At 69.4% G+C, this 15,992-nt stretch carries 18 protein-coding genes; 5 read left to right on the forward strand and 13 right to left on the reverse strand.

The window, feature by feature from the left end:
• Positions 1-97 precede the first annotated feature (97 nt).
• Complete coding sequence (locus tag P7A99_RS16005; RefSeq protein ID WP_277794781.1) at positions 98-802, reverse strand: DJ-1/PfpI family protein; 705 nt, start codon at positions 800-802, stop codon at positions 98-100.
• A gap of 98 nt (positions 803-900) precedes the next feature.
• Between P7A99_RS16005 and P7A99_RS16010 the strand changes: the two genes are divergently transcribed.
• Positions 901-1,842, forward strand: a complete 942-nt coding sequence (locus P7A99_RS16010; protein WP_277794782.1) for a GlxA family transcriptional regulator — start codon at positions 901-903, stop codon at positions 1,840-1,842.
• Here P7A99_RS16010 and P7A99_RS16015 read toward each other — a convergent pair.
• Positions 1,839-2,393: a DUF1003 domain-containing protein gene (locus tag P7A99_RS16015; RefSeq protein WP_277794783.1), complete on the reverse strand. Its 555-nt coding sequence runs from the start codon at positions 2,391-2,393 to the stop codon at positions 1,839-1,841. The genes P7A99_RS16010 and P7A99_RS16015 overlap by 4 nt on opposite strands.
• 144 nt (positions 2,394-2,537) lie before the next feature.
• Between P7A99_RS16015 and P7A99_RS16020 the strand changes: the two genes are divergently transcribed.
• A complete protein-coding gene (locus P7A99_RS16020; RefSeq protein ID WP_101718111.1) occupies positions 2,538-2,717 on the forward strand; it encodes a YegP family protein in 180 nt (59 codons plus the stop codon).
• Positions 2,718-2,795: 78 nt separating this feature from the next.
• Positions 2,796-3,593, forward strand: coding sequence for an SDR family oxidoreductase (locus tag P7A99_RS16025; RefSeq protein WP_277794784.1), 798 nt, complete (start codon positions 2,796-2,798; stop codon positions 3,591-3,593).
• Here P7A99_RS16025 and P7A99_RS16030 read toward each other — a convergent pair.
• Entirely contained in the window at positions 3,553-4,647 is a 1,095-nt protein-coding gene (locus P7A99_RS16030) for a cell wall hydrolase (RefSeq protein WP_277794785.1), read from the reverse strand. The two genes, P7A99_RS16025 and P7A99_RS16030, sit on opposite strands and share 41 nt — an antisense overlap.
• A gap of 382 nt (positions 4,648-5,029) precedes the next feature.
• Here P7A99_RS16030 and P7A99_RS16035 point away from each other — a divergent pair, with 382 nt between their 5' ends.
• Positions 5,030-5,248, forward strand: coding sequence for a hypothetical protein (locus tag P7A99_RS16035; RefSeq protein WP_277794786.1), 219 nt, complete (start codon positions 5,030-5,032; stop codon positions 5,246-5,248).
• A 154-nt stretch (positions 5,249-5,402) separates the two neighbouring features.
• Here the strand turns inward: P7A99_RS16035 and P7A99_RS16040 are convergent, their stop codons facing one another.
• Positions 5,403-5,783, reverse strand: coding sequence for a YybH family protein (locus tag P7A99_RS16040; RefSeq protein ID WP_277794787.1), 381 nt, complete (start codon positions 5,781-5,783; stop codon positions 5,403-5,405).
• Between the two features lie 72 nt (positions 5,784-5,855).
• Between P7A99_RS16040 and P7A99_RS16045 the strand changes: the two genes are divergently transcribed.
• Positions 5,856-6,407: a GNAT family N-acetyltransferase gene (locus P7A99_RS16045; RefSeq protein WP_277794788.1), complete on the forward strand. Its 552-nt coding sequence runs from the start codon at positions 5,856-5,858 to the stop codon at positions 6,405-6,407.
• Here the strand turns inward: P7A99_RS16045 and P7A99_RS16050 are convergent, their stop codons facing one another.
• The 9 genes from P7A99_RS16050 to P7A99_RS16090 form a co-directional block, all read right to left on the reverse strand.
• A complete protein-coding gene (locus P7A99_RS16050; RefSeq protein WP_277794789.1) occupies positions 6,408-6,695 on the reverse strand; it encodes a type II toxin-antitoxin system RelE/ParE family toxin in 288 nt (95 codons plus the stop codon). It abuts the gene before it with no gap.
• Positions 6,692-6,946: a hypothetical protein gene (locus P7A99_RS16055; protein WP_277794790.1), complete on the reverse strand. Its 255-nt coding sequence runs from the start codon at positions 6,944-6,946 to the stop codon at positions 6,692-6,694. The genes P7A99_RS16050 and P7A99_RS16055 overlap by 4 nt, the downstream gene beginning before the upstream one ends.
• A 170-nt stretch (positions 6,947-7,116) precedes the next feature.
• Positions 7,117-9,180: a cell cycle histidine kinase CckA gene (cckA, locus tag P7A99_RS16060; protein WP_277794791.1), complete on the reverse strand. Its 2,064-nt coding sequence runs from the start codon at positions 9,178-9,180 to the stop codon at positions 7,117-7,119.
• Between the two features lie 172 nt (positions 9,181-9,352).
• On the reverse strand, positions 9,353-10,435 hold the full coding sequence (flhB, locus tag P7A99_RS16065) for a flagellar biosynthesis protein FlhB (RefSeq protein ID WP_277794792.1): 1,083 nt from the start codon (positions 10,433-10,435) through the stop codon (positions 9,353-9,355).
• Positions 10,436-10,444: 9 nt separating this feature from the next.
• The gene (gene fliR / locus P7A99_RS16070; protein ID WP_116565289.1) at positions 10,445-11,200 is read right to left on the reverse strand and encodes a flagellar biosynthetic protein FliR; all 756 of its coding nucleotides are present in this window, start codon (positions 11,198-11,200) and stop codon (positions 10,445-10,447) included.
• Positions 11,201-11,213: 13 nt separating this feature from the next.
• Positions 11,214-11,477 carry a flagellar biosynthesis protein FliQ gene (gene fliQ / locus P7A99_RS16075; protein WP_058349392.1) on the reverse strand — a complete coding sequence of 88 codons (264 nt, stop codon included), beginning with the start codon at positions 11,475-11,477 and terminating at the stop codon, positions 11,214-11,216.
• Between the two features lie 422 nt (positions 11,478-11,899).
• Positions 11,900-13,585 (reverse strand): alkaline phosphatase family protein, encoded by a 1,686-nt coding sequence (locus P7A99_RS16080; protein ID WP_277794793.1) that lies wholly within the window; start codon positions 13,583-13,585, stop codon positions 11,900-11,902.
• A 58-nt stretch (positions 13,586-13,643) separates the two neighbouring features.
• Positions 13,644-15,188 carry a glycine betaine ABC transporter substrate-binding protein gene (locus P7A99_RS16085; RefSeq protein WP_277794794.1) on the reverse strand — a complete coding sequence of 515 codons (1,545 nt, stop codon included), beginning with the start codon at positions 15,186-15,188 and terminating at the stop codon, positions 13,644-13,646.
• The gene (locus tag P7A99_RS16090; RefSeq protein ID WP_277794795.1) at positions 15,181-15,945 is read right to left on the reverse strand and encodes an ATP-binding cassette domain-containing protein; all 765 of its coding nucleotides are present in this window, start codon (positions 15,943-15,945) and stop codon (positions 15,181-15,183) included. Before P7A99_RS16090 ends, P7A99_RS16085 begins: the two co-directional genes overlap by 8 nt.
• Positions 15,946-15,992: the final 47 nt, after the last annotated feature.

Below are 15,992 nucleotides of genomic sequence, written 5' to 3' on the forward strand. Positions count from 1 at the left end.
ATCCCCGCCCTTCGACAAGCTCAGGGTGAAGATCATTGCTAAGGTCGTGCAATAGAAACCTCATCCTGAGCTTGTCGAAGGAAGAGGTTTCGGCCCCTCAAGCCCTCTCCAGCGCCCCCTTCCCCAACCTCGCCGCCGCCGCCACGGCCGCCGCGCGGCGCTCGTCCATGCCGTTGTCGTAGATGCGGCGAACCCGGGCCAGGATCTCGGGCGGGGCCAGTTCGGGCCGTCCCGACTGGAACGGCGGGTCGGGCGCGTATTCCACCGCCAGCTGGATGGCCTGGGCGACGGTCGGGCCGGCGATCTCGGCGACCAGGGCCAGGGCGAAGTCGACGCCGGCCGTCACCCCGCCGCCGGTGACGAAGCGGCCGTCGCGGACCACGCGGGCCTCGTCGGGAATGGCGCCGAACAGCGCCAGCTGGTCGCGCCAGGCCCAGTGGCAGGCCGCCCGCTTGCCTTCCAGCAGCCCGGCCGCCGCCAGCACCAGCGAACCGGTGCAGACGCTGGTGACATAGCGCGCGCTCCAGGCCAGCCGCTTGATCTCTTCCAGGAACGCGAGATCGCCCATGGCCTGCGTCGTGCCGAAGCCGCCAGGCACGCAGAGGATGTCGCACGCCTCGATCTGGTCGAGCCGCGCCAGATGGGCGAAGATCAGGCCGTCGGCCTCGATCTCGCCGCCGGCTAGGCTGGCGACGGTGATCTGGGCGCCCGGCAGCCGCGCCAGGATCTGGTGCGGGCCGGTGAAGTCGAGATGGGTCACGCCCGGGAACAGGGCGAAGACGATGCGGATCGGGTCGGCCATGGGCGGGGCTCCTGGTTTGACGACCGATGCTCTCCCAGATAGCGTTCGGCGGAAATGACGGAGATCCCTCGATTTCCGCCACCATTCGGGGGAATGCCATGCCTCGCGCCGTCGGCATGCTGGTCTATCCGGGCTTCCAGCTTCTGGACGCCGCTGGGCCCATCTCGGCCTTCGAGATCGCCGCGCGGTTCGATCCCGGCGCCTATGGCCTGACGGTGGTGTCGCGCGACGGCGGCTGGACGGCCAGCAGCTCGGGCGCAGCCTTCGACACCGTGGCCTTCGACAAGGCCCCAGCTTTCGACACCCTGCTGGTCTCCGGCGGCGACGGCGTGCGCGCGCCCTCCACCTGCGAAGCGACGCTGGACTATGTGCGCACGAGCGCCCGCACGGCCCGGCGCACGGCCAGTATCTGCTCGGGAACCTATGTGCTGGCGGCGGCGGGCCTGCTGGAAGGCAGGCGGGCGACCACCCACTGGAGCCGCACCAAGGATTTCCAGAAGCGGTTTCCCAACGTGCGGCTCGAGGCCGACCGGATCTGGGTGCAGGACGGCGACCTGTGGAGCTCGGCCGGCATCACCGCCGGCATCGATCTGGCCCTGGCGATGATCGGTGCGGACCTCGGCGAGGCGATCGCCAAGCGCACGGCCCAGCAGCTGGTGGTCTATCACCGCCGTCCGGGCGGCCAGTCGCAGTTCTCGGCCCTGCTGGAGCTGAAGGGCGGACGCTTCGACGCCCTGTTGGCCTGGGCCCGCGAGAACCTCGCCCTCACCCTGTCCGTCGAGGAACTGGCCGAGCGCGCGGCCATGAGTCCGCGCAACTTCGCCCGGCTGTTCGCCGCCGAGACCGGCTCGACGCCGGCCAAGGCCATCGAGCGCCTGCGGGTCGAGGCCGCCCGCGCCCTGCTCGACAGCGCCCCGCTGCAGGTGGAGGACATCGCCCTGGAGGCCGGCTTCGGCGATTCCGAGCGCATGCGCCGGGCCTTCATCCGCGTCTACGGCCAACCGCCCCAGGCTCTGCGCCGAGCGGCCAAGGCCAGCTAGGCGCCCCGCAGCGCCTTCACCTCGGCGCGCAGTTCGTCGAGGCAGGCGGTGTTGGCGCGGGCCATCTCGGACAGCTCGGCCATGCGCAGGGCGTCGAGCTTGTCGTGCAGGCGCATGATCTCGAGTTCGGCGCGCAGGTTGACGACGTAGTCGTGCTCGGCCGCCTCGCGATCCTTCGCCGCCTGACGGTTCTGGCTCATCATGATGATCGGCGCCTGGATCGCCGCCAGGGTCGAGAGCACCAGGTTGAGGAAGATGAAGGGATAGGGATCGAAGGCCTTGTGGAACGGCATGAGGGCGAGGTTCAGGATCACCCAGGCCGCCAGCACTGCCGAGAAGCCGCCGATGAAGCCCCAGGATCCGCCGATCGCCGCCACCCGGTCGGCCAGCCGCTCCCAGAAGCCGCCTTCCTTCTCGGCCAGGCCAGGCGCGAGCCCAGTGGGGGCCTCGGCGGCGATCAGGTCGATGACGCTGCGCTTGATGTCGGAAAGCTCGGCATAGGGTTCGCCCAGCAGGGTGCGCGAGAGGTGGTCGAGTTTGTCCGCGCTCATGGGTCCGTCCGGCTTGATTATCCGCCATCATTCCGTGCGTCGGGCTTCACCGCAACGCGGTTGACAGGGTCGCGCCCGGAGCGCGAGGGTCGCTACGTCGGCTCGTCGACCAACGACCAGTCATCATCCCGGGAGCACCACCAGATGGCCCACAAGTTCCTGATCAAGAAGAACAAGGCTGGCGAGTTCGTCGCCTACTTCACCTACAACGGCGAGAGCATCTTCTGGACCGAAGGCTACGCCTCCAAGGCGTCGGCCAAGAACGCCATCGAGTCGATCAAGAAGAACGGCCCCGACGCCGAGGTCGACGACCAGACCGACTGACGCGCGCGTGAACTTGACCCCTCCCCGTCGGTCGCTGTCTGATCGGCGATAATCAACGATAACGACGGGGAGGCGGACATGTCGGCTCGCAAGGCCATCTTCATCACCGGCGCGGCCAGCGGCATCGGCCTGGCCAGCGCCAGGCGCTTCGCGGCCGAGGGCTGGTTCATCGGCCTGTCGGACATCGACGAAGCCGGCCTTTCCCGCGCCCTGGCCGACATCGGGCCGGACAACGGCTCCATCCACCCCCTGGACGTTCGCGACCGCGAGGCCTGGACGCCCGCCCTTTCCGCCTTCACCAAGGTTTCGGGCGGGCGGCTGGACGTGCTGTTCAACAATGCCGGCGTCGCGCGTTTCGGACCGTTCGCCGACAGCGATCCCCAGGGCGACGACCTGATGCTGGCGGTCAATGTGCAGGGCGTGCTGAACGGCGCGCGGGCCGCCCTGCCATTCCTGAAGGCCACGCCCGGCTCGCGGCTGGTGAACATGGCCTCGTGCGCGGGGATCTACGGCTCGCCGGGCCTGGCGGTCTATTCGGCGACCAAGTTCGCCGTTCGGGGCCTGTCGGAAGCCCTGGACGCCGAGTTCGCCGCCTTCGGCGTCAGCGTGGCCTGCGTCATGCCTTGGTTCGTCGAGACGCCGATCCTGCGCAACTCGCAGCCGGGCAAGAACGCCGACATGGGCGAGGAACTGCGCAAGAGCGGCCTGCCGGTCTACGGCGTCGACGAGGCCGCGCAGACGGTGTGGCAGGCGGCCCATGGCCGCGAGCTCTATTATCTGGTGGGCAAGCGGGCCAGGCAGATGCGGTTCATGGCCCGCCTGGCCCCCGGGTTCCTCAGGAACCAGCTCCGGTCGCGATCACCGACGACGGCTTGACGGTCTCGGCCTTGTCGACGCCCTTGGCCGGATGCATGGCCGGGGCGGAAGCCGGCTCGGGGCCGACCTTTTCCGGACCGCCCATGCCGCCTTCCTTGGCGATCGCCATGGCGCTGGCGACATAGATCACCGGCTTGCCGTCGGCGCTGGGGGCCTGCGGCAGGGCCGTCAGGACCGGCGCGTTGGGCAGGTCGTCGATGGTCGACGGGCGCGGCTTGTCGGTGAAGGCCCCCGGCATGCCGGCGCGGCCGCCGAAGCGATAGAACACGTGCATGCCGACCTGAGCGACGCGCATCAGGCGCGGGCCCCAGTTGGGCGCGACGCCGGTGGTGTGGAAGTGGGTGGCCGAACCGACCTCGGACATCACGCCGCCGGCCAGGGCGCGCGAGGCGACCTTGCGGGCCCGCGTCCAGGCGGCGCGTTCGGGACGGGCGCGCATCGAGCCGTCGCAGGCGAAACTGAACTGGCAACCGGTGCGGGCCGAAGCGCCCTGGAACACCACGCCGCAGATCGACTTGGGGAACGAAGGGTGGCGTACGCGGTTTAATACGACTTGAGCCACCGCGGCCTGGCCGCTGGAGGTCTCGCCCCGGGCTTCGTAGTAGACGGCCTGGGCCAGGCACTCGAGTTCGCGCGAGCTTTCGAGGGCGTTGACGAGGTGGAACGGCGCGGCGGCCGGATTGAACGAACCGCCAAGGGTGGCCCGCATCAGGAGCGGCCTTTCCTCGGTCTTGTCGCCGCCTTCGAGGCGGGCGGCGAGCAGCGAAGCCTGGCGGTCGCGCTGGGCGTCGCCGGACACGGTGTAGGGGTCATGGCGACGGGCGATGGCGAGCGCCCCGGCGTCCATGCGCGACGCGGCCTGATGCAGCGCCGCTTCGGAGTAGCTCCCCGCGGCGCTGTCGGCCAGGCGCGTAACCCGAGCGTGCTGAGCGGCGGTCTGGGCCATGCCCCCCGCCAGATAGACGCCGCCAAGCGCCAGGCCCGTGACGGACCCGACCAATACGGCGCCGATCAGCCCGCGCGCGTCAGCGCACGTCTGCGACTTGATATTCAAAACTTGCGTCCTGCGCGACGAGGGCGCACCGGCCCCCCGACAAAAACGCTCCCAAGACACCCGGAAAAGCACTATCGGGCCGGTCTGGCAGCGGAGGTTCGACCGTTCGCAATAAGGTCGAGATCCTGCTTATGCCTCGCCTTATGACCGAACTATGACCGAGTCGCAAGCGCCTGCTGCACCGCAGCATGGATTTTGCCCGCGTTTTCGGCGACCGATACCGTTAACACTTTGATTCACAGGAAAAACCTGGACGGCCGTCAAAACGCCGCAGCAGCGGGACTTTTGCGCCGCTCGCGCATCCATGTCGGAACCCCGACCAAGCGGCGCCGTTAACCGCAACACTTCCGCCGGCCCCGCGCCGGCGCGTTTGGAGACCTCCATGCCCCGCCTCTCGCCGTCCGTCCCGCGCCTAGCCGCGATCCTCGCCCTGGCCGCCCTGACCACGGCCTGCGGCCACAACATGGAGCAGCGCGCGGCCACCGGCGCCATCGCCGGCGCGGTCGTAGCAGGGCCCTTCGGCGCCGTGGTCGGTGCGGGTGCGGGGGCGGTCGTGGACAAGACCTCCAAGCCGGCGCCGCGTTCGAAGAAGCGGCGGTAGAGCCTGAGCTTCTGGCCCTTAGATGCTCCCCCTGAAGGGGGAGCTGTCGCGAAGCGACTGAGGGGGAAGTTGGTGCGAACCTTCAGGCTCTGCGGCAGCTGAAACCGTCCCCCCTCCGGCCCTCCGGGCCACCACCCCCAGAGGGGGAGGATTTCTACGCCAGCGTCACGAACAGTTCGTTCTCGATGACCCACTGGCCGGCGACCTTGCGCCAGGTGGCTAGGTAGGTTCCGCTCTGGGTGGCCCCCTCGCCTTTCCAGGTTCCGATCCAGCGGCCGCTTTCGGCCGCACGGACGCCGTCGGCGTCGATCTCGATCAGGTCGCTGGTGCGGACATAGGCGACGAAGTCACGGTCGGCGAACTGGCCGGCGAAGGCCTCGATGATCTGGTCGCGGCCCAGCAGCAGCGAGCCGTCGCCGGCGATGACCTTGGCGTCGGTCGTGAAGAAGGGAACCAGGCGTCCCGCATCCTTGCCGGCGATCAGCCGGTTGGTGAGCTTGCGGCGGGCGGCGACGGCGTCCTGCGGCGCGATCATGAACTGACGGGTCCCTTCTTCATGAAGGTCGATATAGGCTGCGCCGTCGCCCCTCAGCAAACCCGGACCCCGATGCCGCCGCTTGACGACCTCGCCGCCCGCGCCGCTTCCCTGCCCGTCCTGACGACGCCGCGCCTGACCCTGCGCCCGCCGGAGACCTCGGACTTCGAGGACAGCGTGGCCATGTGGTGCGAGCCGGAGGTCTATCGCTATGTCGGCGGCCGCGCCTCGACCCGCGAGGAAAGCTGGGCGCGGCTGCTGCGCGCCCGGGGCCTGTGGGCGCTGCTGGGCTACGGCTACTGGGCGGTGCGCGAGACGGCGACGGGGCGATATGTCGGCGAGGTGGGCTTCGCCGACTTCCACCGCGACATCGAGCCGTCATTCGAGGGCGTCCCGGAAATGGGCTGGGTGCTGGCCAGTTGGTCGCACGGCCAGGGCTTCGGGACCGAGGCGGTGAGCGCGGGCCTGGCTTGGGGCGAGCGGCGCTGGGGCCAGGATCCGGTGGTCTGCATCATCCACCCCGACAACGCAGCCTCCCTGGCCCTGGCGGCCAAGACCGGCTTCGTCGAAGAGACCCGCACGACCTACAAGGAAAGCCCGACGGTCTTGTTGCGACGGAGGTGATCAGGGATCGCGATCTTCGAGCGCATGGAATATGCGCAGCACCAAGACAATTTCCGGCTCGACGCGATACTGGATCACGTAGCCATCGCGGCCGAAGTCCACATTCAGTTCCCTCAGGTCGCTGGCCGTCACTCGCCCACGCAACGCGAAAGTCTCCAGCGACCGAACAGCAGCCTTGATCGCGTCAGCAGAACGCCGAGCCGCTTGAGGACTCTTGCCAGCAAGGAAATCGGACAGTCGCACAAGATCGCGCTCGACGGCGCGCGCAAGAACGACCCGCCGCTTCAAGCCGGCCGCGTTCCGTGTCCGGCGAGAGACGCATCGAAGAACTCGAAAGCCTCTTCGATGGACATGACCCCTCCGCCACGATCCACGTCGTATGCTCTGGCTCTCGCGATCGTAAAGCGCGGTCCGCCCTTGCTATCCTGCTCAAGCACCGCAAGAGCATAAGCCTCACGCGATACGCCGGCCTCCGCCGCAGCAGCAGATAGCTGCTCGGCGAGTTCAGCATCGATATCGAGGGTGAAACCATCGGCCATGGCTAATGATAGCCCAACGAGCCGCTTCTGTCCTCGCCGCATCCCACCCGCACCATCCCCGCGAAAGCGGGGACTTGAGGTGTTCTATCGTCGAGCGTCGCGCGTTTCAGAAAAAGCCTGGGTCCCCGCTTTCGCGGGGATTTTACGGGTGATGGGGCCAGGACGGCGCTCTAGGCCGCCTGGAGCTGCTGCTTCACGCGCTCGGCCAGGGTCTTGATGTCGATCGGCTTGGGCAGGAAGGTCACGCCGGTCTCGCCTTCCAGCAGGTCGCTGAACTCGGCCTCGGCATAGCCGGAGATGAACATCACCGGGGCGTTGCCCAGATAGCCGCGGGCCTTCTTCAGCAAGGTGGGGCCGTCGATGCCGGGCATGATGACGTCGCTGATCAGCAGATCGATCTGGCCGGCGTTCTCCTCGGCGATGATCAGGGCCTCCTCGCCGTCGCTGGCCTCGAGCACCTCGTAGCCGCGGGCGCGCAGCAGGCGGGCGGCGACGCCGCGCACGGCGTCCTCGTCCTCGACGAACAGGATGCGGCCGGCGCCCGACAGGTCGCGGGCGGCGCGGGGCTTGGGCGGCTCGACGACGGCTACGGCGGCCGCGGCGGCCTGGGCCGGGGTCGGCTCGTGAACGGGCAGGAAGATGCGGAAGGCCGCGCCCTCGCCCGGACGGCTGTGGACGTGGATCCAGCCGTCGCTCTGCTTGACGATGCCGTAGACGGTGGCCAGGCCCAGGCCCGTGCCCTCGCCCACCGGCTTGGTGGTGAAGAACGGGTCGAAGATCTTGCCCATGACCTCGGGCGGAATGCCGGGGCCGTCGTCGCTGACCTCGATGAAGGCCTGGTCGCCCTCGGCGCCGGGGAAGCCCAGGCTCTTGGCCTCGTCCTCGTTGAGGCGCGCGGTGCGGATGCGCACGACGCCGCCGCCCTTGGCCGCGCGCACGGCGTCGCGGGCGTTGACGGCCAGGTTCATGACGGCCGTCTCAAGCTGGCTCTTGTCGGCCCGCACCTGGGGCAGGTCGCGGCCGTAGTCGGTGATCAGCTTGACGTCTTCGCGCAGCAGGCGGCGCAGCAGCACCTCGAACTCGGAGATCAGCTCGCCCAGTTCCAGCACCTCGCGCTGGACGGTCTGCTTGCGGCTGAAGGCCAGCAGCTTGCGGACCAGGTCGGCGGCGCGCACGCCGGTCTGGCGGATCTCGTTGAGGCCTTCGTAGGACGGGTCGCCCACCGGGTGGCGGTGCAGCAGTTCGTCCAGGCGCAGCTGAATGGCGGTGAGCAGGTTGTTGAAGTCGTGGGCGACGCCGCCGGCCAGCTGGCCGATGGCCTGCATCTTCTGGGCCTGGGCCAGCTGCAGCTCGATCTGCTTCTGCTCGGACACGTCGATCAGATAGGCCACGAGGCGGCCGTCGGCGCGGTAGAGATAGAGATGGGCGATGCGCGAGGGATCGCGGGCCAGGCGCACCTCGAAGGGGCCCGCCTTGCCCTCGGCCAGCCGGGTCTCGGCCTCGGCGCGCGAGGGCGGGTCGATCAGCTCGCCCAGGGTCATGCCGGCGCGTACGGCGCCGGTCATGGCCGACAGGGCCGGATTAGCCTCGAGGATCGGCGAGTTGAAGGGATCCAGGCCTTCCAGCAGGGCCGCGCCGAACGGCGAGGCGCCCGAGAAGGCGTCGAGCGCGCGCGGCGGCGGCGCGGCCTGGGCGGCGACCGGGGCGACCGGCGGCAGCGGCGCGGCGACCGGTTCGGCGACGACCGGCAGGCGGACCAGCAGGCGACCGCCCGAGACACGCGAGGCGATGGCGGGACGGTCCTGGCCGGCGACCGCCACGACGGCTTGCGCGGCCTCGCCCTTGCGGGCGCGGACCAGGGCCGAGAACAGCGAGGCGTCCTTGGGCAGGCGGCGGGCCTCGCCAAGCGTGTCGCGCCACGCCTGGTTGGCGACCAGGATGCGGCCGTCGGCGGCAGTCAGGGCCGCCGGCTCGCCCAGGGCGTCGATGAAGCTGTCGACCACGTCGAGGCTGTTGTCGTGGGCGGCCGAGCCGCGGATGGCCACAAGGCCAAGGATCGCAACGCCCGCGACGCCCGCCAGCAGCAGCAGCCCGGCCAGGGTGGCCGGACCGGCGCGCAGGGCCGGAGCCGTGGCGAAGCCGGCGGCGAGAACGAAGAAAACGGCCGCGCCCCAGATCAGGGGGTCGGCGCGGCGGCGGGTCGCCGTCATGTCTTTTCCGGGCGTCTCGGCCATGCCGACCGAAATCCTTCTGCAACCTGGTCGGGTGGAAGGCCCGACGATTCGTCCGGTAAGGATACTCCTTACGCGGCCCTAGAGCGCGTTTATCAAGCAGGCTGCTGATTCTACGGCGGAAATGTGATTTCCCGGCGGCTTTGTACCAGGCCGAAAAACGATCCGTTCACCGTCAATCGGCCCAGGCGCGGCGCTTGGACTGCTTGTTGCTGAGCACGAAGCCGATGACCTTGGCGACGGCCTCGAAGTGCTCGGCGGGGATCTGCTGATCGACCTCGACAGCGGCGTAGAGCGCCCGCGCCAGGGGAGGATCCTCCAGCACGTGGACGCCGGCCTCCTCGGCCACGGCGCGGATCTTCAGGGCCAGGTCGTCCAGGCCCTTGGCCACGCAGATCGGAGCGGGCGTCTCGCCCTGCTCGTACTTCAGCGCCACGGCGTAGTGGGTCGGGTTCATGACGACGACGGTCGCCTGGGGCACGGCCTGCATCATCCGCTGGCGCGAGCGCTGCATCTGGATCTGGCGGCGCTTGGCCTTGATGTGCGGGTCGCCGTCGCTGTCCTTGTGCTCGTCCTTGAGCTCCTTGAGGCTCATCCGCATGCGCTTGTTGAAGCGCATGCGCTGCCAGAACCAGTCGAAGCCGGCGGTGACGACCAGGAAGATCAGCACCGCCCAGAACAGCTTCTTGCAGAGGTCGACGGCCAGCGGAAGCATGGCGGCCGGGTCCATGCCGACCAGGCCGATCACCACATTGGCGTCGGGCTTGAGCACGAACCAGGCGATGACGCCGGTGACCAGGAACTTCAGGGCCGACTTGGCGAACTGCATCATGCCGTCGGGCCCGAAGATCCGGCCAAGGCCCTTGATCGGGTCGAGCTTCTTGAAGTCGGGCTTCATCTTCTCGGCCGAGAACAGGAAGCCCGACTGGGCTATGTTGGCGGCAGCCCCCATCAGGCCCGAGACCACCATCACCAGCACCAGCGGCGGCAGGGCCGCCAGCAGCACCTTGCGGGCGATCATGTTGGCGCCGCCTTCAACGTCCATCTGGCCGGCGTGGGCGATGAACGGCACGAGGGCCTGGACCATGTCGCGGGCCAGCCAGCCGCCGGCGATGGCGATGACGCCGAACGCGCCGGCCAGCGAGGCCAGCTGCGAGAAGTCCTGACTTTTAGGGACGTCGCCTTTCTTGCGGGCGTCCGCAAGTTTCTTGGCTGACGGTTCTTCTGTCTTCGATTCCTGGTCCGTATCGTCCGCCACGGCGCGCTCCTAGTTGAAGACGCCGAGCAGATCGCGATAGCGATCGCTCCACACCATGGCGATGCCGCCCAGGGACAGGGCCAGCAGCGAAAGGCCCAGGATCACGCTGAGCGGCGAGGTGACGAAGAAGATCTGGAACGAGGGCATGACCCGGCCCACCAGGCCGGTCGCCAGGTTGAAGACGATCGAGAACACGATGACCGGCGCGGCCAGCTGGACGCCGAGCATGAAGCTCTGAGCCACCGTGCGCACGGCCAGGGCGGCGGCGTCGTTGACCGGTACGCTCTTGGTGAACGGGAAAAGCTCGTAGGAGCGGGCCATGGCGCCGATGAACAGGTGATGCAGGTCGGTGGCCATCACCAGGGTCAGGCCCAGCATCGACAGGAAGGTGGCGATGGCGGTGCTGGAGGGCGCGCCGGACGGGTTGGTGGTCTGGGCGAACGACAGGGTGGTCTGCAGCGAGATGATTTCGCCGGCCGTGGTCAGGGCGCTCATGAACAGCTTCAGCACCGCGCCGATCATCAGGCCAATGAGGATCTCGTGGATCACCTGGCCGGCCAGGCCGCCCAGGGTGGTGGGCAGCGGACCGACGGTCTTGGCCACCACCGGGGTCAGGACGACGGCGATCAGCAGGGCGAAAGCCAGGCGGATGCGCGGCGGCACGGCCTGCTCGCCGATGCCCGGCATCAGCATGACCATGGCGCCGATCCGGGCGAAGACCAGACCGGCGACATAGACCTGGGCGGTCGTCGCGAAGCTGTCCACGCCCCGCCCTTCCCTACATCGCCGCGATGCGGGCGGCGATCTGGCGCATGAAGCCAGACATCAGCGCGCCCATCAGCGGCAGGAACAGCAGCAGCGAGATGAAGATGGCCACGATCTTGGGCGCGTAGACCAGGGTGGCTTCCTGGATCTGGGTCAGGGCCTGGAACAGGCCGATGGCGACGCCGACCACCAGGCCGACGATCAGCACGGGCGCGCACAGCTGCAAGGTCAGCCAGATCGCGTCGCGACCCACGTCGAGGACTTCGGCTCCGGTCATGAACGGGCTTTCTGCGTACGCTCTGGACGGTGTTGGTGTGAGGCGCACCCTGCGCCCGACATGGTTAACAGGGAGTTAGGGACTGTTAACATCGCGCCCGGCCACGGGCGAGCCGGGCGCGGCGCATGGTCGCTGCCGCGGGCCGCCCTGCGACGCCCCGTCGCACAGGTAGTGCATCCATGCGTCGTTTTGGTTGCTGGCGAAACTATCTGACGACATGCAAGCTTCACCGATCTGTCGGGAAAGCGTCATGCGTACGGAATCGAAGTGGCATTGGTGGCAGCGCCACCCCTTTGTGGGCCTGGTCGTGGGCTGGGCGGTCATCGCCATGGCCGCAGACTTGGTCGCCCTGGCCTTGCGCCATTGAAAAAGGGCGCGGACCACAGGTCCGCGCCCCTCTCAAGCGTCGATCAGGAACAACCTCAGCAGTCGTGGCCGGCGCCTAGCGGGCGGCAGCGGCCGTCGATCGCCTTGGGGATCGGCACGCCGGTGACGGCGGCGATGGTCGGGGCGATGTCGACGGTCTCGATCGGCAGGATGCGCTCGCGGGCCTGTGCGTTCTTCCACCAGAACAGGATCGGCACTCGGCGGTCGTAGTCCCAGGGCGTGCCATGGGTGGCGACATAGGTGTTGCTGGCGGTGGCCGGCACCAGGTTCGGCTTGAAGGCCACCAGGATGTCGCCCGAACGGCCCGGATAGGCGCTGCGGCGCAGGCGTTCCTTGACGCTGATGGTGTCGGGCGAGGTGCCCTTGGCCACCGGCGGCGTGGTCAGCAGGTCGTTGATCTCATAGGCCTCGGCGACCTCGCCGCGCGAACGGACCAGGGCCAGGGCGGCCGAGGCGATGCGGGCGCGCTCGGTCGCCGGCGGGGTCTTCCTGTCGGCGCCGACGATCACCAGGGTGTCGATGCCGCCCGGGGCGACCAGCGGGTCGTAGTCGAGCGCCAGGTCCGTACGCAGCTGCTGGTTCAGACCCTTCAGCCAGGCCGAGGTGGCGATGCGCGAGACGTCGTAGCCTTCGTCATGCAGGCGCTCGGGGAAGTCCGAACCGCCGTGGTCGGCGCTCAGCACCACCAGCACCTCGCCCTTGGCCTTGCCGATACGCGACAGGAAGGTGTCCAGGCGCGCGTCCAGGCGGCTGAGGTGGTCGCACATCTCCGGCCCACGGGTGCCGTAGCGGTGGCCGATGAAGTCGGTGGCCGAGAGGCTGACGGTCAGGACGTCGACCTGCGGGCCGTCGCCCAGGCCGAACTCGTCGCGCAGGGCGGCGGCGGCTTCCAGGGTGACGGCGTCGGTGTAGGGGCTGGCCGACAGGTCGCGCAGGGTCTCGGCGGCGTTGGTCGGCAGCGGACGGGGAAGCTTGGCGTCCCAGGTGCGATCACCCGTGGTCCAGGTCTTTTCGAGGGCGGCGCAGGCCTTGTTCTCGTAGGTCCAGACGAAGGGCTTCTTCTTCTGCTCGGCGGCCAGGCGCGCGTTCAGCGCCGCCACGGGCTTGAGCTTGGTGGCGGCGTCCTCGCCCGGCTTGACGTAGGTCGTGAAGCCGAAGCCCGCCTGGTACCAGAAGGCGCCGTCCGGATCATGGCCGGCCATGGTGATCGCGCCGCGATCCTTGCCCGAGACGCCATAGACGCGGCTCTTGGGCGAAACGGCCTTCAGCCATTCGCCGTAGGTAGGGACCATCAGGTTCTTGGGGCTGACCGGGTCCTGTTCGGACGGGGCGGCCAGCGTCACCGTTTCGTCGAGCAGGCAGTAGGACTTCTTGCCGGTCGTGGCGTCGTACCAGTTGTTGCCGACGATGCCGGTGCGGTTGGGATAGGAACCGGTGAGCAGGCTGGAGTGGCCCGGGCAGGTCTCGGTCATGCCGTGCGACTGGTAGCCGTTGGGATAGGTCACGCCCTCGCGGCCGAGCTTGCCCAGGCCGCCCTTCCACTGGCCGCGCCACTGTTCGAACAGGTTAGCGCTGAACTGGTCGATCGAGATCACGACGACCAGCTTGGGGTTGGGCTTCACCTGGTCGGCCGCCTGGGCGGGCGCGGAGGCGAAAAGGGCGACGCCGGCCAGCGCCGACAGCGCCGTCTTGGGGCCAAACGGGGAGGTAAGCTTGCTCATGGCGCGCAACCTGCCTCAATGGCCGGGCGGTCGCAAACAAAGCTTCAGCGGACGAAGTTCACCGAGCCGCGCCGCCCAGTTCGCGCGCGGCGGCGGCGGGCGACTGCTTGCCCGCGTCGCGATCGACGGCGTAGTTGGCCCGGCGCATGGCCTCGACCGTCAGCTTGCCCGACAGCGACGACGCCAGCGCCTTCAGGCCCGGATCATCGGCCCGCCCCGGCGAGAGCAACAGCACCGCGTCGTAGGGCGGCAGCGCGCCTTTCGGATCGGCCAGCACCACCAGGTCGTCGGCGGCGATGCGGCCGTCGCTGGAGAAGGCCGAAATGACATCGGCCTCGGCCGAGGCCAGGGCGCGGTACATGAAGGTGGGCTGGAACTGGCGGCGGGCCTTGAAGCGCAGGCCATAGGCCTTTTCCACCGCCGCCCATTCGGGCCGAGAGAAGAACTCCAGGTCGCCGCCCATGACGAGGTCCGGGGCCTTGGCGGAAAGGTCGGCCAGGCTTTTCACGCCCAGCTTCTCGGCCCGCTCGCGCTTCATGGCGAAGGCGTAGGCGTTCTCGAAGCCCAGGGGAGCGGCCAGGACAACGCCGTCGCGGCGGGAAAGCTCGGCTCGCAGCGTGTCCAGCACCGCCTCGCGCCCGGGATTGTCGGTGCGATGCAGGACGTTGGCCCACAGGGTGCCGGTGTAGTCGACATAGGCGTCGATCTCGCCCGCCGCGAGGGCGCGGTAGGCGACGGCCGAGCCAAGATTGATGCGCCGCTCGACCCGCGCCCCCTGCCCTTCCAGCCGCTGCGCCATCAGTTCGGCCAGCACGTACTGCTCGGAGAAGTTCTTGGCCCCGATCACATAGGCCTGGGGGCGCGGCGTCAGGGCCGGGACCGCCAGCGGGGCCAGAGCGGCGGCGAGGCCAAGGCCCAGCATAGCCAGCGCCCCGCCCCAGAGGATGGGCCTGCGTTGCTCCAATCCGCGCCCGACCAGGCCCAGAAGCTGGTCGACGACGAGGGCCAGGCCCGCGGAGGCGGCGCAGCCGACCAGCACCATGTCCCAGGCCTCGGTCTGAAGGCCTGAGAAGATGTAGTCGCCCAGCGAGGTCTGGCCGACGGGCGTGGCCAGGGTCGCCCCGCCGATGGTCCAGACGGCGGCGGTGCGCACGCCCGCCAGGATAACCGGCGCGGCGAGCGGCAGTTCGACCTTCACGAGGCTCTGGCGCGGGGTCATGCCCACGCCCCTCGCCGCCTCGGTCACGGCCGGGTCGACGCCGGCCAGGCCCGCGGCGGTGTTCCGCAGGATCGGCAGCATGGCGTAGAGCGACAGCGCCAGCAGGGCCGGCAGGAAACCCAACGCCGGAAAGCCGAAGCCGAGGCTCGCCTTCGCCAGGTTCGAGAGCAGCAGCAGCAGCGGATAGAACAGGGCCAGCAGGGCTAGGCTGGGGATGGTCTGGACCAGGCCCGTGACCGCCAGGGCTATCCAGCGCAGGCCCGGCCGGCGCGCGGCGGCGAAGCCCAGCGGCAGGGCGACGGCCAGACCCAGCGCCAGGGCGGCCGCCGACAGGGCCGCGTGCCACGCCAGGCGCTGCGGCAGCAGGGCGAGCAGCTCAGCCATCCAGCAGCGCCCTCACCCGCTCGGCCTGTCGGCGTGGGGCCGCCATCAGGGCCTCGACCCGCGGGTCGTCGTGACCGGCCATCAGCGCGCGCGGGGCGGCGTCGGCGATGATGCGCCCCTGATCGAGCACCACGATGCGGTCGGCCAGCAGCAGGGCCTCGGCCACGTCGTGGGTGACCATCACCGTGGTCAGCGACAGCGCCTGGTGCAGGCGGCGGACGTCGTCGCCCAGGGCCTGGCGGGTGATCGGGTCCAGCGCGCCGAACGGCTCGTCCATCAGCAGGATCGCGGGGCGAGCGGCCAGGGCCCGGGCCACGCCCACCCGCTGGCGCTGGCCACCCGACAGCGCGGCGGGCCTGCGTTGCGCCACGGGGCGCGGCAGGTCGACGAGATCGAGCAGTTCATCGACGCGGGCGGCGATCTCGTCCTTCCCCCAGCCGAGCAGGCCCGGGACCACGCCGATGTTCTCGGCCACGCTCATGTGCGGGAACAGGCCGATCTCCTGGAAGACGTAGCCGATACGACGGCGCAGGACCGGTCCGTCGAGCGCGTTGACGGCCGCTCCATCGATCCTGACGACGCCCGTGGTCGGTGGCGAAAGGGCGTTGATGGTCTTGAGCAGCGTGGTCTTGCCCGCGCCCGATCCGCCGACCAGGGCGACGAACTGGCCAGCCGGGATCGACAGGTCGACGTCCGCCAGGACGGCGGCGCCGTCATGCGTCTTGCCGACCTGTTCGAGGGCGATGGCGGGGATCATGCGCGCTCACCTTTCCCGCTACGCGGCGCTGCGACAAGCCGTCCCGC

This window comes from Caulobacter endophyticus (genome assembly GCF_029543245.1).
Classification (GTDB): Bacteria; Pseudomonadota; Alphaproteobacteria; order Caulobacterales; family Caulobacteraceae; genus Caulobacter; species Caulobacter endophyticus_A.